This is a genomic window from Terriglobales bacterium (genome assembly GCA_035561515.1).
Lineage (GTDB): Bacteria > Acidobacteriota > Terriglobia > Terriglobales > Acidobacteriaceae > DATMXP01.
Genome location: DATMXP010000007.1, coordinates 436,831 through 460,946, shown reverse-complemented (window position 1 = coordinate 460,946; position 24,116 = coordinate 436,831). Strand labels below are relative to the sequence as shown.

Sequence of the window (24,116 nt, the reverse complement as noted above, 5' to 3'; positions counted from 1 at the left end):
CGACAGGAGGCGTGGTTTCGACTGGGGCAGCGGCAACCGGCGCCTCGCTCGTGGGCGTAACAGGCTGGGCAACTTGTGCCGGAGGCTGGGAGGAGGGTTCTCCGGCCGCGGAAGTTTTCTTCCGTGACGGCATGTAGAGTCCCGCCGCGAGCAGCGCGACTAAGACGATGAGGGCACCTAGCGAGATGTATAGACCACGGTGGCTGCTCGGCTGTGCTGCGGGCATAGGAGCGACTGCGACTGGCATGGGCCTGGCAACGGGAATCGTGGATCGCGCGGTGATGGGTGCCGTGGGTGCAAGTTGCGCACGCGCAGCCGTATCGGCAATGACCGTATTCATGGATCCCTGCACCATGGTCCGCGAGTCCTGCACGGAATTGAGAACACTGCGAATCGCGTTGGAAAAGGCCTCCGCCGACTGGAACCGCTCCTCCGGAGCTTTGGCGATAGCCGTCAGGATGATCTCGTTCAATCCGGGAGGCAGATCCGGATGAAGGTCGATGGGCGGAGTGGGCGCCTGGTTGATATGGGCCGCCATGATCGAGAAATTGCTGTCGCCGTGGAAGGGCTTTTCGCCAGTGACCATCTCGTAAAGCGAGATTCCGACCGAGTAGATATCGGAGCGCTCATCAACGGGAGATCCCTTCACCTGCTCAGGTGACATGTAATTGATGGAACCGAGTGTGGTGCCGGTGGCAGTGAGCTTGGCCGGTTCGCTGTCGGTACGCGCGATGCCGAAATCCATCAGCTTTATGATTCCCTGGGGTGTGAGCATCATGTTCGCGGGCTTGATGTCGCGATGGATGATCTTCTTTTCGTGCGCGTAGCTCAGGGCGTTCAGGACCTGCTCGATGTAGTTCAGTGCGTCAGGGACGGGAAGGGCACCTGCCGCCAACCGGGCCGAGAGCGGCTCGCCTTCCACGTACTCCATCACCATCACCAACTGGTTGTTGATAGTGAGCGCGGTATGGAGTCCGGCGATGTTGGGATGCGTCAACCCGGCAACCAGCTTGATTTCGCGCAGGAAGCGGGCGGCGACTTCTTCGTGACCCTGAAGATCGGGCAGCAGGACCTTGATGGCTTCTACACGATCGGTGATGACGTTACGAACCTTGTACACGCGACCCATGCCGCCGGCGCCCAGCACTCCCAGAACTGCATAGTCTCCCATTGTGGTTGGGGTGTTCTCGGTCATGAATTGCTCCTGGACGATGAAATTGGATGGTTCGATTTTTTCCGCGCACCCGACCAGACGCGGACAGCCGACACGAATGTCAGCGGCTCCCAAGCTGCGAAATTATGTACTCCGGTTCCGGACGGGTCAAGCGTGGGACGGCGCAGATGAAGCGTAGTGATAAAGAGGGGTTATCGCGACCATAGATACTATCCATCACATTTTTGCGGGCAATCGGAATAAGCTTTCGCCATGGCGGCGACGGCCTTGAAAGCGATGTTGAAGGTTGACACGATGTCGGCGAACGACTGGCTGGCAGTCAGGTCGATTTACCTGGAAGAAATTCACGGCGGAAACTCCACGTTTGAGATGGACGCGCCCTCGTGGGAAGAGTGGGGCGCGGCACACCTTAAGCTCGGGCGACTCGTGGCTCGCGGCGAAGAAGGCGTGCTCGGATGGGCGGCGTTGAGGCCGGTGTCTCCGCGCGAGTGCTATCGCGGCGTGGCCGAAGTGAGTGTGTACGTGGCTGGCTCGGCGCAACGGCAGGGAATCGGCAGAACGCTGCTGCGCGAAACGATCCGCGTATCGGAAGAGGCGGGCATCTGGACATTACAAGGCAGCTTGTTTCCGGAGAATCATCAAAGCCTGAAGATGTGCGAGGCGTGCGGATTCCGCCAAGTAGGAAGAAGAAAGCACATCGCGAAGCTGAATGGGTTGTGGCGAGACACGGTGCTGGTGGAGCGGAGAAGCGAGAAGGTGGGGGTGAGGTAAAGGCGCAGCCCTGTCGACCAGAGCTGCGCACAGAAGTTAGTCGAACTTCACCGATTTCACCTGGATCGTGCCGTCTTTCTCTTCGCCATCGACGGTGACGCGCAGGTGGTCCTTCTTGTCGCTCGACTTCAATAGCGCCATGGCCTGCTGGTTGCCGCTGTCGTCGAACTTCAGGAATTTCTGGTCGCTGGTGACGATGCCGAATCCGGACTTGCCGCCGCAACCCATAGCGCAATCGCGGGCGTGAGCGTCAGGATTGGCCGCCACCTTCTTTGCGCACATGGTGTCCACGAGAGTCACGTTGGACCACGTGGAACAGAACGCGGCAGTGGTGAAAAGCACGACCGCAACGAGAAGCAGTTTCTTCATTTTTGTCCTCCACATCTATGCGATGGAACGGGTCTCCACCGGGCGCGGGGTGGTCCTGGTCCCCGAAAGGTATGAGACAGCTTCGCGTGCTTCTGTCAGTTTGGCAAGGGCGAAGGCGCCAAGCGACATTTCTATGTCGCGAACTGCGATGTCGAAAAACATCCCCTGGGTGACTAAATTCAGGGCAATGCCGATAAGCCAGGCCATCACGAGGTAGGCACCGTAGCGGGTGAACTGGCTTAGCACGATGATGCCGGCCACGATCTCAATGACACCGACCACGTGCATAAAGGTCGTCGGCTGAACGTGGAGAATACGCGGCGCGAGTGGGTTCAGGTACATCTCCCAGTTCGCGAGAATATTGGTGAACTTGTCGAGTCCGGCGAGGATCGGGGCCAGTCCAAGGCCGATCTTGAGTACCCACCAGGCATGGTTCAAACGCGGATCGAAACTCATATCTCTCCTCCAACCTATTGAGCCCCCAGCCAGCCGATTGGTTACACCCCGATTTCCTGTAACCTTTTCCGCCGTTGTGGGCTCCATAATGGGTGGAAAGAGATATGACGGACTCAGTGGCAACAAAGAACGCTGAAGCGGCAGAACTTACCGACGATCAGGTAATCGAGCGAGTGCTGGCGGGCGAAACCGCGCTCTACGAGTTGCTGATGCGGCGCTACAACCAGCGCGTTTACAGGGCGGTTCGGGCCGTCCTGCGTCAGGACACCGACGCCGAAGACGTAATGCAGGAAGCCTACGTCCGGGCATTCCGCAGCCTCGGCAAGTTCGAACACAGGGCCTCTTTCCGAACGTGGGTGACGAAGATTGCCATTCATGAGGCGCTCGCCAGGCTGGAGAAAGCCAATCGCACGGAACCCCTGGATGAAGTCGAAGAGGACCGCCAATATTTACCTGCATTCAGTTCCGCGCAGGCGAACCCCGAGGAGAATATGTCGTCCACTGAAACGCGAGCGCTGCTCGAACAGGCTATCCTGTCCATGCCCTATCCTTACAGAACAGTTCTTATGTTGCGTGATGTGGAGGAGATGACCACAGCGGAAGCGGCCTCGGCGCTGGGATTGACGGAGGACGTGGTGAAAGTCAGGCTGCATCGTGCGCGGGGGATGTTGCGCAAAGAGCTGTTTACGCGCGTGGGTGCTACCAGTGCCTCGGCCTTCCAGTTCCTCGCTCCGCGCTGCGATCGTGTTGCCGCCGCCGTGCTGGCGCGTATTTCGCAACCGGAGCCGGCAGGTTCAGTTCGGGAATAAAGACTGGCTATACCCCCGATAAAAACATTCAATTTCCACTCGCGCCGCCCGGCTTCTATCGTGCAATGTAGCCCAACCCTGCATTGATAGGAGCATCATGGCCGATCCAAAGACCGTCCTGGAGTTTGCGAAAAAGAACGGCGCGAAGTTACTCGACCTGCGTTTCACCGATCTTCCCGGACTTTGGCATCACGTTTCGTATCCCATCGACCAGTTTGACGAATCCTCATTCGAGGACGGCTTCGGTATGGACGGCTCTTCGATCCGCGGTTGGGCTGCGATCCATGAGTCGGACATGCTCCTGATGCCAGACCCGGCGTGGTACATGATGGATCCTTTCACCGAAGTCCCCACGCTGGTGATGATCGCCGACGTGATCGATCCGGTGACGAAGCAAAAGTACGACCGGGATCCTCGCTACATTGTGAAGAAGGCCGAAATGTACCTGGCCTCCACCGGCATCGCCGACACGGTGTACTTCGGGGCAGAGGCCGAGTTCTTCATCTTCGATAACATTCGTTTCGACCAGCGCGAGAACCACGGCTTTTACTTCATTGACGCCGAGGAGGGCCGCTGGAACTCAGGCCGGAAGGAAGGGAACTTGGGGTATCGGCCGCGCTACAAGGAAGGCTATTTCCCGGTTCCTCCGACCGACCACTACCAGGACCTCCGCACCGAGATGGCGCTGACGATGGAGCGCTGCGGGCTTGAGGTGGAGTGCCATCACCACGAGGTTGCGACCGGCGGACAGGCCGAAATCGACCTGAAGTTCGACAAGATGGGCACGGCGGCAGACCACATGATGCTCTACAAGTACATCGTGAGGAATGTCGCGTATCGTCATGGAAAGACAGTGACTTTCATGCCGAAGCCCTTGTTCCAAGACAATGGTTCCGGGATGCACTGTCACCAATCGCTATGGAAGGGCGGCAAGCCCCTCTTTGCGGGTGACGGATACGCCGGGCTGTCGCAGTTGGCGCTCTACTACATCGGCGGACTGATCAAGCACGGGCCGGCATTGTCGGCGCTGATCGCTCCAACCACGAACAGCTACAAGCGGCTCGTACCGGGGTTTGAGGCTCCGGTGAACCTGGCCTATTCGCGCCGGAACCGTTCGGCCGCATGCCGTATCCCGATGTATTCAGCCTCGCCGAAGTCGAAGCGTGTGGAGTTCCGTCCGCCGGACCCCAGCTGTAATCCCTACCTGGCGTTTGCAGCCATGATGATGGCCGGACTGGATGGCGTGGAGAACAAGATCGATCCGGGGCAGCCGCTCGATAAGGACATCTATGATCTCGGCCCGGAGGAACTGGCGAAGGTTCCGTCGATGCCCGGATCGCTTGAAGATGCTCTAGACGAACTCGAGCGTGATCACTTATTCCTGCTGAAAGGCGACGTGTTCACGGAGGAGTTACTGCGGACGTACATCGACTACAAGCGCGACAAGGAAGTGAACGCCATGCGGCAGAGACCGCACCCGTACGAGTTCGCCCTGTACTACGACATTTGACCCCTAACTAAATATCTCCAAATGATCGGGAACTGCTTCCCACTGCCTGCACTTCCTGCGTACAGCACGATGGAACGCACGGTATAGAGAATAGGCGTCGATGTCGGCGTTGGGGGTCTCTCCTTAACTGCCGCGACCAAAGAGTGGCCGAATGTCAGTTCTGAGATGGTCTACTACCTTTTCGATCTGGATTCGTGCCATAGTTCCTCCGAATTACACTTTGAACTTGGGATTGTTAAGAATGATCGTGCAAACATCCGTGAAGAATGCGACTACATGCGGATCTTCAATTGGGGCATCCCCTGGATGTGCACTGTGATTCCTGTATTGGAAATCTACTTCGATTAGCCGATCAGCCTGATTTCCGTCCAAGAGTCCCATCCCCTCCGAAACTATGATTAGATCTTCATCGAAAACGGTCTGGAGTTCAGCTGTGCTAGCGATCTTAAATTCCTTATTCCACCGTTTTCTCTTCCCGGAGGTTTGATTCTTGATGGAGGTCGACGTGGAATTGAACTTTGCGAACCCTTCAAGTTGAATCTTTCGGCGAACTCGGTCGATAGCTGAACACCAGCCCAAAACAATAGCAGCTCGATTAAATCCTGCGTTTGCACAGTCGACTCCTTCCTTTAAATATGCGGATTCTTCTGGGTTGATGAGAGTCTTAACAAGTTTTGATAAATCAGGTTTTGCATTGATGTTTGTGCTTAGCTGTTGAATAGGTAGAACAAACTTGTTCTTAAAGTCTTTTAGGACGGCTCGGACGGTATCTTCGTAGGACTTCTTGGCGTTGTTGGGACGACTTAGGACGTGCAACCGTTTCATTGAGAGGGAAGTGCTTTCAATAACCTCGGCAGGTAGTTTGATCCTGTGCTCCAGAGGACTTCGGAGTTCCTCCACCCAGAAGTCGGCGATGTGCTCTGCCAACGCTCGCGGAGCCTGTCTGCTGACTTGAGTCCCTGGTTGTTCCTGTACGAGTTTCCTCAGCCTGCGCAGGTCTCGTTCAAATACATTCAATTTCTCTATTAGTTCGGTTTTCATTCAGAACTTCCGCCAAGTTCCTTAAGCAAATTTCCAAGTGCATCGAGGCCGTCGTTGGTTAGCGGTTGCGGGTCTCCTTGCTTTTCAAGTGGAGCTTTGAAAAGCCCTTTCATCCTGTCTCTTTTGAAGATGGCTGCAAAATTGCCTTGATCGTAGAATCCTTTCTCTTGGCAAATCGAGCGAATTTCCTCTGCGTCGGCCGTGAACGATCCTCTCAAGATTCCATTCTTAAGAGCCGTTAAAAGCGACCACTCGAGTTGGCCTTGCGCCACTTTGCTCGTTGTCGGTTCTTTCAAGAAATAGACTTGGTTTCCTTCGACCATCACGACCTTTTCAATATCAGCCTGCGTCACCTTAGTGCGTCTCATAAACACTCTCAATGCTGAGTTAAGCCTCAGCACAGCCTCGGAACTAACTGGTTCAGAAGCATCGGGTGTTTCTGCGTTTCCCCCCGATTCGTTGCCAGCATCTTCTTCGGCGGTTTCAACCCGTTTCTTCACCTCACGTGATCCCCGAGCAGAATCCCAATCAGAATCAGCTTGCCGAATCAGATGCTGCAATAAAACTTCGAAGCATTTCTCCCGAAAAGGTTCGGGAACAGTTGCCGACAACTCCGCGATGTCTTTAACCTGAGCTTTGAATTCGTCAATGTTCACAAATGGCCTCCATGATTAACGCTGTGTATAGCTGATGGCGCCGCAATTGTAATAGACAAACGGCTATTTTCGGTTTTCTTCGGTGCCTGTTCCGAATTGGGAATTGAGTTGTCCGAATCACTGTCCTCTGTAATTTCACATTTCTGCAATTTCGTTTGTGCTGTAATGACGCTCGTCAGTTGCGCCCATTGTTGAAGAGGACACATTCCGTTTGGGTCCGACGCTTGGCATGGCAGTCTATCGATGAGAGGAAGCAGGTGACCGTCATGAGGCTGCTAGAGCATTTGTGAGGTGTTCAATAGCGCAGCTGGCACGTACAAGATACCGCATTAAAGCTACAGTTTTTCACCATCGACTTGGATAAGATGTTGTGCATGATTGAGGCACACGTGCCCGTTTGGCGGGTGGTTGATCCAGCGTGCGCAAGGACTAGGCTTGGCGGCACAGGTGGAGCGGCAGATATCGCACTCCTGCTGGCAGGTTCCTTCTTTTATCGCGCTGAACTTTTTCCCTAGTTTCATTCCGTAGTCCCACGATTTTGGCATACTTTCGCCTAATTGAACCCTGTCTGTCCGTGCAATTCAGCCAGAGCGAAAACGCAGGCGAAGAGCACCGACTTCATACCAGATCAGACACCAAAAGCGGAGTAAGGTTCCCGCGAAGACGCGACTTCTTGTCCTGCCCTTCCGGCGCTACACTGTTTCCCGCATTTCCAGGGAGGCATCTAAGCACGTCATGCGATGGTCACCGGGTGGACGCAGTTCTGACATCGAGGACCGCCGGGGCGGTGGCGGTATGGGCGGACTCCGCATGGGCGGAGGCCTAGGGTTGGGCGGCATCGTCATTTTGCTGCTGCTCAGTTTCGTCTTCAAAAAGAACTTTTTCACGCTACTGAGCACCGATCAGGCGGGGGCGCCCACAACCCAGTCAAACCCCGTCGACGATCCTGCTGAAGAACCGCAGGTGCAATTCGTATCGTTCGTGCTCGATGACGCGCAGAAGACCTGGACTGGCATCCTCGCCGAACGAGGAGTGGACTATCCGCGGGCGAAGCTGGTGCTGTTTCGTGACGCTGTTCAGTCGGCGTGCGGCGTTGCCGAGTCGGCGAGCGGCCCGTTCTATTGTCCGGGTGACCAGAAGGCTTACATCGACCTGAGCTTTTACGACGAACTGAAACAGCGCTTCGATGCGTCGGGTGACTTCGCGCAAGCTTATGTGCTGGCGCATGAGATCGGGCATCACGTGCAGAACGTGCTGGGGATCGAGCGGAAGGTCAGGGCTGCGATGCAGCAGAACCCTTCGTCGAGAAACGCGCTGTCGGTCCGCATGGAATTACAGGCCGATTGTTTCGCGGGAATCTGGGGACACTCGACGGAGCAGCGGAACATCCTTGAGGCGGGTGACGTGGATGAAGCATTGAATGCCGCGGCCGCGATCGGCGACGACCGGATCCAGAAGATGTCCGGGCGTGGCGTTTCTCCCGATTCGTTCACCCACGGCAGTTCCGAGCAGCGTGCGTACTGGTTCAAGCAAGGCTTCCAGAGCGGGCGCCTGGAAGCCTGCGATACGTTCAACTCTTCGCGCTAGGACCCCTCGCCCGCCATCTGTTGGCTGAGGTAGTTGGCAATGCCCATTTCCTTGATGTCGTGTAACTGGGCTTCCAGGAAATCGGCGTGGCGCTCCTCGTCCTCGATCATGTGCTCGAACAACTCGCGCGTGCCGGCGTCGTTCGCTTCCTTGCAAATGTTGACAGCGTTGTTGTACTGGCGCGCTGCATCGAGTTCGTCTTCGAGATCGAGTTGCAGGTGCTCCTGCACACTGGTGCCAATCTTGGGTTTCAGCGTGACGTCCACACCGGGCATGCCATCGAGGAAGAGAATGCGCTCGATCAGGTGTTCTGCGTGATGCATCTCTTCGATAGCGCGCTTCTTGGTGAGGGCGGCGAGGCGTCCGTAACCCCAGTTGGCGCACATCTCGGCCTGGACCATGTACTGGGCGATTGCGCTTAACTCAGAGCTAAGGGCGGCGTTGAGTTCGTTGATGACGTTCTGATTGCCTCTCATGAATTCTCCAGTTGAAGACAGCAAAGCAGGATAAATGAGCGGCTGTTTCCGTGAAAGGGCCTCCATCACGGTTCAATTCGTAACAACTCTGCGTAAAAATGGTACCTTTGGAGTTAAGTTACAAAATTTGTTTCTTAACACCAGTGTTTAAGGCAAGGAACTCAGCTATAGTGAGTTTGTGCAGTCTCAAGATACGAAGTTTCTTCTGGCCGGCATGCAGCATGTGGCAAATTCGGCCGATGTGAATGCAGTGATTCGGGGCCTGGTGGAAGCGGCGTCGTCCAGCGTTGGGACGAACATGGGTTCTCTTTATCTGCTCGACGACACACGCGGAGTCCTGACTCCCTTCGTGCTTCACAACCTTCCCGAAGACTATCTTTCCGGATGCTCCGAAGTTCCCATTGGAACCCAGTGTTGTGGTCGCGCCGCATTGCACAAGATCCCCTGGATCGTACAGGACATGTGGACTGACCCCCTCTTTGTCGATTGCCGGGAGGCGGCACAGAACGCCGGCATGAGATCGGCGTTCTCCGTTCCGGTACTCGACGCAAACGGCAAGTGCCTGGGATCGCTGGCCTCGCATTTCCAGCATCGCTTCAGCCCGACGGTTTACGACCTCGAGAGGCAATCGGTGTTCGCGAAGCTGATTGCTTTTGCGCTCGCGCGTGGCACCAACCAGTCGGCAACCGCGACCGCCAACGGCGCGAGAAGCAGCTAGCCTCCAATTTTCCAGTTTGAAGTGCACTGAGGGCGAAGGGGAGAGGCGTGTCTTGTCGTCGGGAAATCCACAGCTGATCCTGCCAGCGCAACTACCCACCGCAACTCTATCGGGCTATTCTGGTTTAAGAATGTAAGGGAACTGTAAGGCATTCGTTCGTCCGCGCCACGGCGAGTACATTCATAGGAGGATTCATGCGTAAACCGTTAGCTCTGATGACCATGGGATTGCTGGTGGCATCGGCCGCCTGGGCGGACTCACTGGAGTTGAAGAACGGCAGCCTCATCAAAGGCAAATACATGGGAGGCGACGAGACTACTGTTACCTTTCAGGTAGGGACTTCCACCCAGAGATACAACGTCGCCGATATCAAGATGCTGACATTCGAGCCCCTTCCTGTTCCGGTGGCCAAAGTTGCGCCTGCCACTGCGGCTCCCGTCGCCAAACCTCCGGCCACGCCAACGCGCATTAAGCTCACCCCTGAGCCTTCGGATACTTCCGGCGCCGTTGAACAGGCATCGCTGAAATCAGCAGCCTCGACACGGTTTGTAACTATTCCGGCTGGAACCTATCTGAATGTCCGAACCATCGACGCCATCGATAGCGAGAAGAACCAGATTGGCGACCGCTTCCAGGCGACCTTGCAGGAACCGCTTATGCTCGACGGCGTTGTAATTGCTCCTCGCGGCACAGACGTTTATGGACGCCTGAGCCAAGCCAAAGATGCCGGCAAGCTCAGCGGCACGCCGGAATTGCGGCTTGAGTTGGTAGAGATGGTTCTGAATCAGCAGCGGATTCCGCTCGTGACCGGCGAATATGAGCTGAAAGGCGACTCACGGACCGCGGGCACGGCGAAGAAGGCTGCTGGTGGAGCGGCACTCGGCGCGATTATCGGTGCCATCGCAGGCGGTGGTAAAGGTGCCGCGATCGGTGCGGGCGTGGGCGCGGGAGCCGGAACGACCATCCAGGTGATGACGAAGGGCGACAAGGTGAACGTCCCCAGCGAAACGCTGCTGGAGTTCCGTCTCGAACAGCCGCTGACGATCAACAACAAGTAATCGAAATTTCGCTTAGCGAAGAGGCCATTCCGAACAGGATGGCTTTTTCTTTTACGGCAGCATTTCGAAGAACTGAACTCTGAAGTTCTCGACATCCGGAGTGCCGAGCGAGCCGTCCGAATTCACTGTGAAGGTTTGGAAGTCGCTGCCGGCGCTGGCAACGTAAAGGTTCTTGCCGTCGAAGTCGGTTAGCACTTCGAAGGGAAATGCTCCCGCTTGCCAGAGAACCGGAGCACCAACGGTGTTTTCGATAGCGCCACTGGCGGGGTCAAGCGTAAAGGCCAGCATACGTCCGGTGCCGGTTTGAAAGTCGCTGGTGCCAAGATACGCAAAACGGTCATCGCGGGTGGTTGCGACCATGTGGAACCCGGAGAAGTTCGGTTGAGTGATGTTGAGATATCCATTCGAATCGACGGCGACAACGGTGATTCCCTCGTCCCCGGAAGAGTAGACATACTTGCCGGAGTAGCTGACGAAGAGTTGGCCGCGGTTCTGCACTTCGACACGGCTGACTTCACTGGTGCTGCCATCTGCCTCAATACGGTAAGCGACCAGCGGACCACTGTCTGTATCTACGAAGGCGAACTGACCGGTCCAACTTGTGCGTAGATGCCCGCTCAAAGCGGCATTCGTCTTCAGCAGGTTCAGCGCGCCAGAAGATTGGTCAATGCTGTACACGGACATCGTGTCATTCACGAGTAGCAACAGTTTGAGCCCATCGGCGGTGATAGCGATTTCACCACCACGATTTTGCAAGCTATACGGCGAGCCTACGAGCGTGAGCGCACCGGAGTTGCGGTCCACCGTAAATTCACTGAGACCGTTCTGACCGATCGGCATTCCAAACGAAGAAGTCTGTACCGAGAGCGCGTAGACAAACCGGCCTTGCGGGTCAGTGGCGATGGAAGAGATCAATCCGCCGGTACCCGGAAACCATCCGGTATTGCCGGAAACGGAATCGAACGGCATATCGACTGCGGTGATGCGTCCCGCGCCATCGACCTTCGCTCCCAGAATCGTCTCGCCCGAAGTTCCGTAGAGAAACGCAGTGTGTTCCGGTGCCGAGACGGCAGTGCCGCCAGAATCCGATCCTCCGTCGTTTGATCCGCCTGGATTCGAAGTGCCGGGACTGACTGGAGATCCGTTCGAGCCAGTTGAGGAATTGCCGTTTCCGCCGCACGAAACGAGAAGAAGAGTTGTGAGAAAGAGAAACGATAGGAGCGGAACGCGTCCCGTGAACATCGGGCCCTCAACTTTTTAGCTTGCTTAACAATGGATGAAATGGGCTTGGTCCAGGTTGGGCAGAGACTCGGCGCATTCTTTACTTAGGTAAAAAAAAAGGCCGATCTCATGCCGAGACCGGCCTTAGCGTTCGCGGATTGTCTTCGCTTCTAGCGTGGGGTCGAAGGCGAGGCAATCGCGGGTTGTTGTGGCTGAGTGCTGGGCGTCGGAGTTGTGCCGGAAGTCGAAGCCGCTGGTTCAGTGTTGCCGTTGAACGGCTGTTGCTGATTCGTCCTTCCGATTGCCTCGCCGGAAACCAACAGTTCCACGCGACGGTTAAGCTGGCGTCCCGCGGCGTTATCGTTCGAGGCGATCGGCTGCGATTCACCAAATCCCTGCGAGGTGATGTTCTCCGCAGGAACCCCCTGGCTGACCAGGAATGCTCGTACGGTGTTAGCGCGATCTTCCGACAGCTTCTGGTTATAGCTGTCGGTTCCGGTGCTGTCGGTGAAGCCACCTACGTCCAGCTTGAGATCGGGGTAGGCCATCACGATGCCCGCCACCTTGGCCAGTCGCTCGCGAGCACCAGGTTTCAGAGTGGCCTTGTCCAGGTCGAACAGGACGTCCGACATATTCACGATCAGACCGCGCGCAGTTTCACGCGTCTGCAGCACGGAATTGAGCTGTGTCATCAGGCGTTCGCGGGTTTGCTGCGCCTGAAGCTCGGCCTGCCGACGGGCATCCTCCGCCTGCTGCGCCTGAAGTCGAGCCTGCTCCGCCTGCTGCGCTAAGAGTTGCTGTTGCTGCAGAGCTTCCTGACGGGCCTGTTCGGCCTGCTGACGCTCCGTCGCGGCTCGCTGCGCTGCCAACTCTGCTTCAGATCGAGCACGCTCCGCAGCCAAGCGTTCCTGCTCAGCCTGGCGGCGCTGTTCCTGCTCACGCTGTGCCTGGAGCTGAGCTTCCTGCGCGCGGAGTTGTTCGGCTTTCGCCTCTTCGCGGGCTTGCTGTTCCCGGCGCAAAGTCTCCGCACGCTCTGCGGCGGCTTGTTCCCGCAGCCTCGTCCGGATAGCGATAACCCTGGCGTCCTCGGCGCGCTGGGCAGCCATGCGCGACTGAGTAGCAATGTCCTTGCTGTCGTGGTCGCGACGGTAGTCGTTTTCAGCACCGTTCAACAGATCCTCTGCGCTTTGCATTGCGCTCGCGGCGTACCGTTCGGCGCCGGCTGCCTTGGCAATCGCCACGGCATTTCGGGCCTGAAGCAAGTTCTGAGGAACATCAGGATCTGCTTTGGCAGAGGGAAGCTCTGCCGGCTTGATATCGGAAATGTATTCCGCGCGGTCCAGGGCCTCGTAGTGAGTCGTGATCGGCTCGATATTCACGTCATTATCTTTGCCGACCAGGTTCTCCATCACGACCACATTGCTGGGCCGAGTAACCGAGTAGTACGGTTCGGCGGTAACAATCATTCCGAAGGCCTGCAGGTTCGTGGTGACCTGTAGCTTCGCGTCATGGTCATCTTTGCCGTCGAGTACGACTTCGCCGAGGTTCACCGGACGGCCTTCGGGCGTAAGCGCCCAAAGCACGTAGGTCAGGTATTGCGGACCGAATGTGCTGGGCGGCTTCAGACGATCGAACTTGGCATTGATCTTGATACGCCCAGCCTGCGGCCTTACTTCGGCCGAGCCCACCGCATCCGGCATGAGGTCAGTTCCGAGAATCCGCAGGTCAACATTCCCTCGGTGCCGGTAATCGACGGCCCGAGCCGCGCGTTCCACCACGTTCACCCGATACACGAGAGGAGCATCGTTGACGGGTTGAGGTGTCTGGTTATTGTTTACGTCCTGAGCGCACACGGGCAGCGTGAGCGCCAGCGCGAAGACGGGAGCAAGCATCCGCTGCTTCAGCATTGGGGCACCTTTGTTCTTTAAACGATTAAGTTATGCGCCGTACCTCCTAGTAGATAGCCCGAAAGGAGTTAGGGTTGACCCGTATTCGTAAGCACATGACTTGATTCAATGAACTCCGTCGATAGGTGCCCACGGGCAACTTCCTTTGAAATTCATCCCAGTCTGAAAGTGTGGGAAGCCGGAGCGAACCGCCGCGAGTATCTGCACATCGTAGAGAGCAGCACCCCGTTGGGGAGTGAGGTTTGGCTATGATCATGCGTCATCTCCGGTTGCGACCGGTTCTCGCGTTCCTTGCGCTACTCGCGATACTGAATTTCATCGGTTGCGGCGGCAGCAACAATTCCAACAACACAGGTGCAAACACCGGAAATCCGAATCCGGGCGGCTCGAATAACGGAAACTCTGGAGGCAACGGAGGAAACTCCGGTGGCAGCGGCGGTTCCGGTGGTGGATCAAGTTCCTCCTCGAGATACCTGTACGTCGGGGCATACATCGATCAAGGCAGCATTTTTGGTTTCCGTTTTGATCCGACGTCAGGATCGCTGACGAAGATTTCGGACTCTTCGCTTGTGGCAGGTACAGCGCTCAGCGGTGTCCTCGCGTCGCAAGGCAGTGTTGTCTACTCGACCAATACTCCGAGTTCGAGCGATACACAGGTACTTGCCTACCGCGCCGACCAGGGGACTGGGAACCTGACAAAATCGGGTTCGGCGGTTCTAGGGAGCGGCGGCACCGCAGCCACCGACGTTCGGATGATGAAGACGTCTCCCTCCGGTCAGACCCTCTACGTCGTTTCTCAGAGTTCCGTGTACGCCATTGCGACGAACAACGGCAATCCTTCGTTGCTGAATTCCCAGTTAGTGGGAGACGTAGTCTTCGGCTTTGCTTTGGCCGGAAACTTCGCCTTCGTTGGAGTCCAGAACGGAAATCCGAAGGACGGATTTCAAACGCCGATCATCAGGCGCATTCCGCTGGCGGCTGATGGCTCGCTCGGTACGCCTGCAGATGCCATTACGCTCACGGGTGCGAACATCCCCTCCGCGCTTGCGGCGGATCCCTCGGGCAAGTTTCTTGCTGCCACCGCAGGCATGAACAACAGCGTGATCAACTTGTATGCGATCGGCTCTGGTGGAACGCTAACCTCAGTGGGTTTGCCTGCTTCCACCGAGAACCGCACCGCCAAGTACATGGACTTCGATCCTTCAGGGAAGTTCCTGTACCTGCTGACGAATGAAGAAGCCGTGCCAAACCAGGAGAGCGTGATCGTCTACTCGCTCGGAAGCGACGGAACACTCACCCAGGTGCAGGTCCTCGATATGCCTTCCGACGTGCGCGGCAATCGGCCACTTGTTCAGAGCGACTACGTGTTCGTGGTGAACAACACCGTGAGTTCGGTGCAGGGGAGCGTCACCGTGTTGAGACGTGATGCTTCGTCAGGGAAGCTGACGAACGTGGGATCAACCGGTGTGTCGACCGCTCTGGAAGACCCGGCGATGGTCCAATTCTGAAGCATGCAGGGGCGTTTGCTTAAACGCCCCATCTTCTTACGGGAATGGCTGAAACTCGGGGGCTTGATCCGGATCGGTGATGTTCTTCCAAAGCGCGACTGTTCTGAAATCCGCCAACTGTGCCTGGCGTGGAGCCGTACCGGGCCGCATTACAAGCAACTCACCTGACAGGCACGACTCCGTCTGCCCGGTTGAGTTCCGCAATGCCGCGAGGCCTTCGATGCAGACGACCTGTGTTCCCGTCTCGCTGACCTGAACGGCAACATCGGCCTTCTCGGCCGAAACGATGCCGTGTGTCGTTTCCACTTCCACCTTCGGGCCTGTCGACATCCGCATGCTGCCACGGAGCAGTTGAAGTCGATCGGAGCCCAGTATCCGCAGTTCGGTCGACTCTCCCAGTGAGACGGTGGAGTTGCCAACCGTCAGACTCATCCGCCCATTCGCATCGGTTCGGATTGTGTCACCAGACACAAACTGGTGTCGCCATTCAACCGGTGTTTCGTTCGAACCGCGTTCCACAAAGGCGTTCAAGCGAACCGATTTCACGGCACCCACGGGCGTCTCGGCAAGCAAAGCAGTGGAAGACAGAAATACACAGCAAACCAGCGACAGAAAACTCAATTGACCCAACGGGCACCCCACATGCCTTATAGTGCCCAAACTATATCGAATGTTCAGGGTTACTGGGAAGCGCTTAGAGCAAGATGTGCTCGCGCGTTTATAATCATCTGGTGCTGAAGTACTCCATCGTAGTCCCTTTCCACAACGAAGAAGATAGTGTCACCGAGCTCTACGACCGCCTGAAGGCCGTCATGGAGGGCACCGGGGAATCGTTCGAACTGGTGTTTGTTGATGACGGCAGCAAGGATCATACGTTCGAGTTGCTGAGCCAGATTGCGCTGGTAGACAGCCGCGTCACGCTGGTGAAGCTTCGCCGTAATTTCGGCCAGACATCGGCGCTCGCCGCCGGATTCGATCACGCCAGGGGCGAATACGTCATCGCGATGGATGGCGACCTTCAGCATGATCCGGCTGACATTCCGCTCTTCGTTGAGAAGATCCACGAGGGCTACGACGTGGTCAGCGGTTGGCGCAAGGTCCGCATCGATAATCTCTGGTTGCGCCGCATCCCGTCGAGGGCTGCGAACTGGGCGATGGCCAAGCTTAGCGGCGTGGATATTCACGACTTCGGTACCACGTTCAAAGCCTATCGCCGCGACGTGCTGTCGCAGGTTCCTCTTTACGGCGAGATGCACCGGTTCATTCCGGCGCTGGCATCTTCAGTCGGGGCATCGATCTGCGAGATCCCGATCAAGAACGTCAACCGTGAAAAGGGAGCTTCGCATTACGGAATCGGTCGCACGATCCGGGTGTTCTTCGATCTCATCACCATTCGGTTCCTGCTGAAGTATCTTCAACGTCCGTTGCACTTCTTCGGGCGAATCGGCGTTCTCGGAATCCTGCTCGGTGGCGGCATAGGACTGTGGCTGGCCGCTCGTAAGATCCTCAACTTCCAGTTCGACGTCGTCCAGGCACACGGGCCGTTGATGCTGTTTGCGGGCGTGATGATCATCGCCGGAGTTCAGTTACTCGCAATCGGCTTGCTCGGGGAAATGCACGTCCGGCACTACCACCAGGTGGTGCCCCAGGCGTCGTACTCAGTGGAACGCGTGTTCAGGGCCAAGCACGAAGAGAACGTTACGGAATAACGTCGCTTGGGCCATCTTCGGGTTTCGGGTCCAACCTGGGAAAATCGCCCTAACACCAGCAAAACTCGCGTGATTTGCGTCACAGCATTTGTTGACATGGCAGTTCAGACTCAAAGCTGAACTTATGCGCCTATGCGCAAATGCTTATAATAGGCGGGCTTCAAAATGCCTCTTATGGAAAAAGTGACGCACGAACTACACCTCGCCCAGCGGATGTCGCGCCTGGGTACAGAGACCGCGTTCGAAGTACTGGTCCGCGCCCGCGCCCTCGAGCGCCAGGGCCGTGACATCGTTCACCTTGAAATCGGTGAGCCTGACTTCGACACCCCAGCCAACATCATTGAAGCCGCCAGCAAAGCACTGCACAGCGGATGGACCCACTACGGGCCGTCCGCCGGCCTGCCGGACCTTCGCGAGACGATCGCGAACTACGTCAGTGACACGCGCAGGGTGAAGGCGACTGCCGACGAAGTGGTCGTGGTTCCCGGTGGGAAGCCGATCATCTTCTACTCCATCCTCGCTCTCGCCGATGTCGGCGACGAGGTTATCTATCCGAATCCCGGATTCCCGATTTACGAGTCGATGATCAACTTCGTCGGTGCCAAGGCCGTGCCGATTCAGTTGAGAGAAGAACTCCAGTTCCGGCTAGACGTGAATGAGCTGAAGTCGCTCATTACCGACAAAACGAAGCTCATCATTATCAACTCGCCGCAGAATCCGACCGGCGGTGTCCTTGAGAAGCAGGACATCAAGGCGATTGCCGACGCCATAGGCGACCGCGACATCATGGTGCTCGCCGACGAGATCTACAGCCGTTTGCTGTTTGAAGGCGAACATCATTCGATCATGTCGCTGCCGGATTGGAAGGAGCGGACCATCCTGCTTGATGGCTTCTCCAAGACGTACGCGATGACGGGATGGCGCATGGGCTATGGCGTCATGCGCACCGACCTTGCCCAGCACATCTCGCGACTGATGACGAACTCGAACTCCTGCACCGCGAGTTTCACTCAAGTCGCGGGCATCGAAGCGCTGAAAGGCGATCAGTCTTCGGTCGACAAGATGAATAAGGAGTTCATGCGCCGCCGCGATGCGTTCCATGAGCGCATCAACCGGATCAAGGGCTTCTCCTGCTTAAAGCCGAAGGGCGCCTTCTACATGTTCCCGAACATCCAGAAAACCGGGTGGCCGTCGAAGAAACTGGCTGACGCACTGCTCGATCAAGCCGGAGTCGCAGCGCTGTCCGGCACTGCCTTCGGCGCATTTGGCGAAGGATACCTGCGCTTCTCGATTGCCAACTCGATGGAGAACATCAATAAGGCTCTGGATCGCGTCGAGGAGTGGGTGAACAAGAACTTGTAGTACTCTGCCGTTGTCCCAAGCGCCGGTTCCGAACCGGCGCTTTTTTCGTGTTCGATTCCGAACACTTAGTCCCATCAACGCACAAAACGCGAGCCACTTTGGGTGCTACACCACGATTTTTCAATCGCTTACAAGGCCCGGCAAGTGTCTTCCGATTGCTAAGTTTGTGGGTAGACTACGAACGGGAGAATTCATGGACACGTTGCGGCAAGACCTGAAGTTCGGATTTCGGACCTTGTTGAAGAACAAGGGGTTCACGATTGTAGCGGTCGTCACCTTGGCGCTTGCCATTGGCGCGAACACCGCCATTTTTACGATCGTCAACGCCGTCCTCCTGCGGCCGATGCCGGTATCCGATCCTCAATCGCTTGTCATCCTTGGTGACCCCAACCATGTGCACGGCCGAAGCGCGGGCACTCCGCGTGTCGAAGTTTTCTCGTACCTGCTGTATGCCGGTTTGTCCGATGTTCCGGAGGTATTTTCCAGCGCCTATGCGGCGGGCGATATCCGCCGGTTGACGGTGGCCACCGAGTCCAACGATCCCGGAAAACCCGCGCGCGGTCGCTTCGTAACTGGCAAGTATTTCTCGACTCTCGGTGTGACTCCGGCGATTGGGCGCTTCTTCGGCGACGCTGAAGCAGACATGAACAATCCCACTCCGGTGGCGGTCATCAGCCACAACTACTGGCTTCGACAGTTCGCGGGAGATCCTTCGGTTGTCGGGAGAACCGTGCGCATGAGCAACTATCCGGTGACGATCATCGGTGTGGCTCGCGAAGGATTCGATGGCGAAATCTCAGCCGAATCGCAAGACGTCTGGATACCGATGAGCATGCAACCGCAACTGGTGTCTGGCACGGACTGGACGAAGGATCCCAGAATCTCGTGGCTCCAGGTAATGGCACGTCTGAAGCCGGGTGTTTCACGCGAACAGGCTGCGGCAGCCGTCAATGTGAAATTCCGGCAGATGCTTAAGGGTGATTACGCTGCGAAGCTCTCGAAGCAGGATCTCGACGACATCCCGAAGGAAAACATCAGGGTGGAGAGTGGGCTTCGAGGGTTCTCGGCCTCGCGCAGTGCGTTGATGCGGCCGATGGTGCTACTGATGATCATTGTCGGCCTGGTGCTCGTCATGGCCTGCACGAATATCTCAAACATGCTGCTGGCGAGATCATCGTCACGGACGCGGGAGATTGCGTTGCGGGTAGCGATTGGCGCGAAGCCCTGGCGTGTAATCCGCCAACTGATTACCGAGAGCGTACTCCTGGCATTTATCGGCGGTCTTGCCGGGCTTGCCGTAGCCCAGTGGGGAACGCGCCTCTTGCTGCGATGGGTGACGCAGCGATTCAGCAGCATCGCCATCGACACCGCTCCAGATGGATATGTGCTCGCGTTCGCCGCAGCCCTTTGCCTCATCACCGGACTCCTGTTTGGATTGGTGCCGGCATTGCGGGCATCGAAAATCGAGTTGACGCAAATCCTCGGGCAGACAAATCGCGTGTCCGCCGCTCACGGATCCAGAGGCGTCTTCACCGTGGGCAATCTACTGATCGCCGCGCAGTTCGCGGTGTCGATGCTGGTGATCACAGCGGCAGGCCTGCTCGTTCGCAGCCTCTACAACCTGCAGGACGTTGATCTCGGCTATCCACGTGAGCGTCTGATTGTGATGAAGACCGACCCAATGGTCGTGGGATACGACCAGGACCGTCTGAAACAGATGGCCAAGGATCTTCCGCAGGCAATTAAGTTGATTCCGGGCGTAGAGCAGGCTGCCGTTTCCGAGAACGGTCTCTTCAGTGGAACTGAATCTGGAACTTCCATGGATGCCGAAGGGTTTGCCGCGAACGGAGATGCGGATCGGCAGGCCGCTTTCGACAACATTGGCGCTGGCTATTTCAAGACGATCGGAGCACGTTTTCTACTCGGCAGGGATTTCGATGAGCGCGATAACGAAGGCAAAACGCCTGTGACGATCGTGAATGAATCCTTCGCCAACTTCTATTTCCGGAATAGGAATCCGATCGGTCACAAGATCACCGTTCCCGCAGACGACGGCACTAAGCGCGTTTTTGAAATTGTGGGCGTGGTGAAGGATGTACGCGACCACAGCGTTCGCGACAAAGTGGAGCGACGGTTCTACTTGCCGATGGCGGTCAACAATATTAGCCCGATATCCATATTGAACTTTGAGATTCGCACCGTCGGAGATCCGAGCGCGGTTACGGACGCTGTTCGGCAACGCATGAAGGAAATCGCGCCCGGGCTGCCAGTCGTTGGAGTGCAGACGATCGATGAACTCGCGAGCCGCGAGGTGTTCAAGGAGTCGATGCTGGCAAGGCTTTCGGGTATGTTCGGCGTGCTGGCGCTGGTGCTGGCGGCGGTCGGACTGTATGGCTTGATGTCGTACATGGTGGTGCAGCGAACCAAGGAGATTGGCATCCGACTGGCTTTAGGTGCGCAGCGGTCCCAGATTCTTGGGGGGATCGTCAAGCGGGCGATGATTCTGGCCATGACCGGTGTGGCGATCGGAGTGCCCATTGCGTTGCTCAGCGGGCACGCGATGAAGACCGTCTTGTACGAGGTTGGTGCGGGAGATCCGCTGTCGCTCATCGGGTCGATGCTGATCCTGGCGAGTGTGGCGGTGATGGCTAGCCTGCTGCCTGCGATGAACGCCATCAGGGTTGATCCTGCCGACGTGCTTCGCTACGAGTAGCCGCTGACTTCCTATCGTTGGCAGCCTGCATCGTAATCAGCAGGAGCCAATGATGGGTCAGGAAGTTGTGGTAGTGACAGGTGCGTCCGCCGGGGTGGGAAGGGCTGTGGCGCACGAGTTTGCGAAGCGTGGTGCTTGCATCGGCTTGGTGGCGCGCGGCCGCGCGGGACTTGCCGGCGCGAAGCGCGAAGTCGAACGGTTGGGTGGGAAGGCGATCGCGATACCGACGGACGTTGCCGACCCGAAGCAGGTGTTCGACGCCGCGAAGAAGGTAGAGGAGAAGTTCGGCCCGATTGACGTTTGGGTGAATGTCGCAATGGCGTCGGTGTTCTCGCCGATCAAAGAGATGACACCGGATGACTACCAGCGCGTCACCAATGTCACTTATTTGGGCTACGTTTACGGCACGCTGGCGGCTCTCAAGACCATGCTGTCGCGCGACCACGGAACGATCGTGCAGGTTGGTTCGGCGCTGGCATATCGAAGTATTCCACTGCAATCCGCTTACTGCGCCGCGAAGCATGCCATCTCCGGATTCACGGACTCGCTGCGCTGCGAACTCATCCACGACAAGAGCAATGTCCACGTGACCGCGGTCCATCTTCCGGCGATGAACACCACTCAGTTCGGATGGGTGAAGAGCCGCCTGCAACGAAAGGCGCAACCGGTTCCGCCTATTTACCAGCCCGAAGTTGCCGCGAAGGCGGTGTGTTGGGCCGCGCATCACCGGCGTCGCGAAGTGTGGGTCGGCCATTCGACGGTCGAGGCGATCATTGGACAGAAGTTCATTCCGGGAGCGTTGGACAAGTATCTAGGGAAGACAGGATACGAGTCGCAACAACTGGACCAGCCAGAAGATCCGGGACGTCCGAATAATGTCTGGGAACCATTGGATGACAAGCAGGATCACGGCTGGCATGGGACGTTTGGACAGCGGTCGGCGAAGTGGAGTCTGCAGTTGTGGGTGGACATGAACCGCGACTGGTTGATCGGCGGAGCAATTGGAGCGACTGCGTTGGCGCTTGGATGGAGGAGGGCAAAGCTACGCCAGGAGATGGTGAGGGAATGGACCCGCAAGGCCGCGTAAAATAGGAGTGCATGATCCAACTTTCCGCGGCCGGCAAGCGGTTCGGCCCCAAATTGCTGTTTGACGGCCTGGACTGGCTGATCACGTCGCGCGACCGCGTGGGGTTGGTCGGCGCGAATGGTACCGGCAAATCCACTTTGCTGAAGGTGCTGGCTGGAATCGAGTCGCTCGACTACGGCTCGATGGCGATCACGAAGGGAACTTCCGCAGGATATCTTCCGCAAGATGGGCTGACGCTTTCCGGTCGTTCGGTGTTCGCCGAGTGCATGTCCGTGTTCGACGACGTGAAGGCGATGGAAGAAGAGATGGAAGCGCTCACGCATCGAATGTCGGAGTTGGACCATGAGAGCGACGACTACACGCAGGTTGCGGAGCGGTTCCATCAACTGGAGAACCAATTTCAGGCACGCGATGGGTACGCGATCGAGTCGCAGGTCGGAGCGGTCCTGCAAGGCCTTGGCTTCCGCAAAGAAGACTGGGCTAGACGGACAGAGGAGTTCAGCGGCGGCTGGCAGATGCGCATCGCATTGGCGAAACTGCTGCTTCAGAAGCCGAACCTGCTGCTGCTGGACGAACCGACGAACCACCTGGATCTGGAGTCGCGCAACTGGCTGGAAGGATATCTTACCGAGTATCCGGGCGCGTACGTCCTGATCTCGCACGACCGCTATTTCCTCGATGTCACGGTGAAGAAGATCGTCGAGATATGGAACAAGGGCGTTCATTTCTATCCGGGCAACTACGATCAGTTCCTGAAGCAGAAGACAGAACGGCGCGACCAATTGCTCGCGGCGTACAAGAACCAGCGCGAGCACATCGAGCATCTCGAATCGTTCATCAATCGCTTCCGCTACAAGGCTTCGAAAGCGAAGCAAGTTCAGAGCCGAATCAAGGAACTCGAGAAGATCGAGCGGATCGAAATCCCGAACGAAGAAGAGGCGATCCACTTCAAGTTTCCGCAGCCGCAGCCGAGTGGAAGACTGGTGGCGCAGTTCGAAGATGTCGCGAAGAGCTATGGAGAAAAGCACGTCTTCAGCGGTGTGAACTTTACGATCGAGCGCGGAGACCGCATCGCACTTGTGGGTGTGAACGGCGCCGGAAAATCCACGCTGATCAAGCTGTTGTCGGGCGTTGAGCGGCCAACGAGCGGAACACTGCAACTTGGGCACAACGTGGAGCCCGACTACTTCGCGCAGGACCAGTACAAGGAACTCAATACTTCCAGTCGCGTGCTCGAAGACCTGGAAACGGTTGCGCCGCTGGCGAGCACGACCGAGCTGCGCAACCTGCTCGGATGTTTCCTGTTCAGCGGCGACGACGTGTTCAAGCCGATCGGAGTGCTGTCGGGCGGCGAGCGCAACCGCTATGCGCTGGCGCGAATGCTGCTGCACCCCTCGAACTTCCTGCTGCTGGACGAGCCTACGAATCACCTGGACCTCCGAGCGAAAGACGTGCTGTTGAACGCGCTGAAGGAGTTCACGGGCACGGTGATCTTTGTGTCGCACGATCGATACTTCATCGATAACCTGGCGACGAAAGTTTTCGAAGTCATCGACGGCCGGGTGGACGTATTCCCGGGCGAGTACGAAGACTTCATGTGGCGGAAACAAAATGTGGACAGCCCACCACCAAGAGACCTTCTAACGGAATTGGATTCCCGCACCCCACCCTTACGGCCAACAGAGGGCCTAAAGGATGGGGCACCCACACCTCCCAAGCGGATCAATCCGATCAAGCTCAAGCAGATGCAGGACCGGGCGCAGGAACTGGAAGACGACATCTCCAGGCTGGAGCAGGGAATCGCCGAATGCGAAACCGCGCTCCTGACGTTCGTAAGCGCCGACGAGACCAAACGCCTGATGGCGCAGCAAGAGTCAATGAAGCAGGAACTCGAGCAGGCCATGGCAGAGTGGGAAGAGGTCTCGTCGACGATCGAAGCGAGCGTGTAGCCTCTCAGTTTCTGGAGTTGAGATATCCGTCGAGA

The 24,116-nt window shown here is 57.1% G+C and carries 21 protein-coding genes; 12 read left to right on the top strand and 9 right to left on the bottom strand.

The window, feature by feature from the left end; translation table 11 throughout:
* A partial coding sequence (locus tag VN577_03400; GenBank protein ID HWR13846.1) for a serine/threonine-protein kinase occupies positions 1-1,195 on the bottom strand: 1,195 nt, incomplete at its 3' end.
* A 231-nt stretch (positions 1,196-1,426) separates the two neighbouring features.
* Between VN577_03400 and VN577_03395 the strand changes: the two genes are divergently transcribed.
* The gene (locus VN577_03395; GenBank protein HWR13845.1) at positions 1,427-1,945 is read left to right on the top strand and encodes a GNAT family N-acetyltransferase; all 519 of its coding nucleotides are present in this window, start codon (positions 1,427-1,429) and stop codon (positions 1,943-1,945) included.
* A 36-nt stretch (positions 1,946-1,981) separates the two neighbouring features.
* Here the strand turns inward: VN577_03395 and VN577_03390 are convergent, their stop codons facing one another.
* On the bottom strand, positions 1,982-2,314 hold the full coding sequence (locus tag VN577_03390) for a hypothetical protein (protein HWR13844.1): 333 nt from the start codon (positions 2,312-2,314) through the stop codon (positions 1,982-1,984).
* A 15-nt stretch (positions 2,315-2,329) separates the two neighbouring features.
* Entirely contained in the window at positions 2,330-2,770 is a 441-nt protein-coding gene (locus VN577_03385) for a hypothetical protein (GenBank protein HWR13843.1), read from the bottom strand.
* A gap of 104 nt (positions 2,771-2,874) precedes the next feature.
* On the opposite strand from VN577_03385, the gene VN577_03380 reads away from it, so the two are divergent.
* Together VN577_03380 and glnA are read left to right on the top strand one after the other, a co-directional pair.
* A complete protein-coding gene (locus tag VN577_03380; protein HWR13842.1) occupies positions 2,875-3,579 on the top strand; it encodes an RNA polymerase sigma factor in 705 nt (234 codons plus the stop codon).
* A gap of 97 nt (positions 3,580-3,676) precedes the next feature.
* Positions 3,677-5,089, top strand: coding sequence for a type I glutamate--ammonia ligase (glnA, locus tag VN577_03375; protein ID HWR13841.1), 1,413 nt, complete (start codon positions 3,677-3,679; stop codon positions 5,087-5,089).
* Positions 5,090-5,302: 213 nt separating this feature from the next.
* Here glnA and VN577_03370 read toward each other — a convergent pair whose 3' ends face one another.
* Both VN577_03370 and VN577_03365 read right to left on the bottom strand, forming a co-directional pair.
* Positions 5,303-6,130, bottom strand: a complete 828-nt coding sequence (locus tag VN577_03370) for a hypothetical protein (protein ID HWR13840.1) — start codon at positions 6,128-6,130, stop codon at positions 5,303-5,305.
* Positions 6,127-6,786, bottom strand: a complete 660-nt coding sequence (locus tag VN577_03365) for a hypothetical protein (protein HWR13839.1) — start codon at positions 6,784-6,786, stop codon at positions 6,127-6,129. Before VN577_03365 ends, VN577_03370 begins: the two co-directional genes overlap by 4 nt.
* Before the next feature lie 735 nt (positions 6,787-7,521).
* Between VN577_03365 and VN577_03360 the strand changes: the two genes are divergently transcribed.
* Positions 7,522-8,373, top strand: a complete 852-nt coding sequence (locus VN577_03360) for a neutral zinc metallopeptidase (GenBank protein ID HWR13838.1) — start codon at positions 7,522-7,524, stop codon at positions 8,371-8,373.
* On the opposite strand, the gene bfr is transcribed toward VN577_03360, so the two are convergent.
* Positions 8,370-8,849, bottom strand: a complete 480-nt coding sequence (gene bfr, locus VN577_03355; protein HWR13837.1) for a bacterioferritin — start codon at positions 8,847-8,849, stop codon at positions 8,370-8,372. The genes VN577_03360 and bfr overlap by 4 nt on opposite strands.
* A gap of 178 nt (positions 8,850-9,027) precedes the next feature.
* Between bfr and VN577_03350 the strand changes: the two genes are divergently transcribed.
* Positions 9,028-9,567, top strand: a complete 540-nt coding sequence (locus VN577_03350) for a GAF domain-containing protein (GenBank protein HWR13836.1) — start codon at positions 9,028-9,030, stop codon at positions 9,565-9,567.
* A 194-nt stretch (positions 9,568-9,761) separates the two neighbouring features.
* The gene (locus VN577_03345; GenBank protein ID HWR13835.1) at positions 9,762-10,625 is read left to right on the top strand and encodes a hypothetical protein; all 864 of its coding nucleotides are present in this window, start codon (positions 9,762-9,764) and stop codon (positions 10,623-10,625) included.
* 51 nt (positions 10,626-10,676) lie between these two features.
* Here VN577_03345 and VN577_03340 read toward each other — a convergent pair whose 3' ends face one another.
* Both VN577_03340 and VN577_03335 read right to left on the bottom strand, forming a co-directional pair.
* A complete protein-coding gene (locus VN577_03340) occupies positions 10,677-11,867 on the bottom strand; it encodes a hypothetical protein (GenBank protein ID HWR13834.1) in 1,191 nt (396 codons plus the stop codon).
* Between the two features lie 149 nt (positions 11,868-12,016).
* On the bottom strand, positions 12,017-13,753 hold the full coding sequence (locus VN577_03335) for an OmpA family protein (GenBank protein ID HWR13833.1): 1,737 nt from the start codon (positions 13,751-13,753) through the stop codon (positions 12,017-12,019).
* A gap of 242 nt (positions 13,754-13,995) precedes the next feature.
* On the opposite strand from VN577_03335, the gene VN577_03330 reads away from it, so the two are divergent.
* Positions 13,996-15,261: a hypothetical protein gene (locus VN577_03330; protein ID HWR13832.1), complete on the top strand. Its 1,266-nt coding sequence runs from the start codon at positions 13,996-13,998 to the stop codon at positions 15,259-15,261.
* Between the two features lie 36 nt (positions 15,262-15,297).
* On the opposite strand, the gene VN577_03325 is transcribed toward VN577_03330, so the two are convergent.
* Complete coding sequence (locus VN577_03325; protein HWR13831.1) at positions 15,298-15,732, bottom strand: FecR family protein; 435 nt, start codon at positions 15,730-15,732, stop codon at positions 15,298-15,300.
* Between the two features lie 233 nt (positions 15,733-15,965).
* Here VN577_03325 and VN577_03320 point away from each other — a divergent pair, with 233 nt between their 5' ends.
* The 5 genes from VN577_03320 (at position 15,966) to VN577_03300 (ending at position 24,081) form a co-directional block, all read left to right on the top strand.
* Positions 15,966-16,970: a glycosyltransferase family 2 protein gene (locus VN577_03320; protein ID HWR13830.1), complete on the top strand. Its 1,005-nt coding sequence runs from the start codon at positions 15,966-15,968 to the stop codon at positions 16,968-16,970.
* Positions 16,971-17,135: 165 nt separating this feature from the next.
* Positions 17,136-18,332, top strand: coding sequence for a pyridoxal phosphate-dependent aminotransferase (locus tag VN577_03315; protein ID HWR13829.1), 1,197 nt, complete (start codon positions 17,136-17,138; stop codon positions 18,330-18,332).
* 193 nt (positions 18,333-18,525) lie between these two features.
* Complete coding sequence (locus VN577_03310; GenBank protein HWR13828.1) at positions 18,526-21,045, top strand: ABC transporter permease; 2,520 nt, start codon at positions 18,526-18,528, stop codon at positions 21,043-21,045.
* A 49-nt stretch (positions 21,046-21,094) separates the two neighbouring features.
* Complete coding sequence (locus VN577_03305) at positions 21,095-22,132, top strand: SDR family oxidoreductase (protein ID HWR13827.1); 1,038 nt, start codon at positions 21,095-21,097, stop codon at positions 22,130-22,132.
* 11 nt (positions 22,133-22,143) lie between these two features.
* A complete protein-coding gene (locus VN577_03300) occupies positions 22,144-24,081 on the top strand; it encodes an ABC-F family ATP-binding cassette domain-containing protein (protein HWR13826.1) in 1,938 nt (645 codons plus the stop codon).
* Positions 24,082-24,116 lie beyond the last annotated feature (35 nt).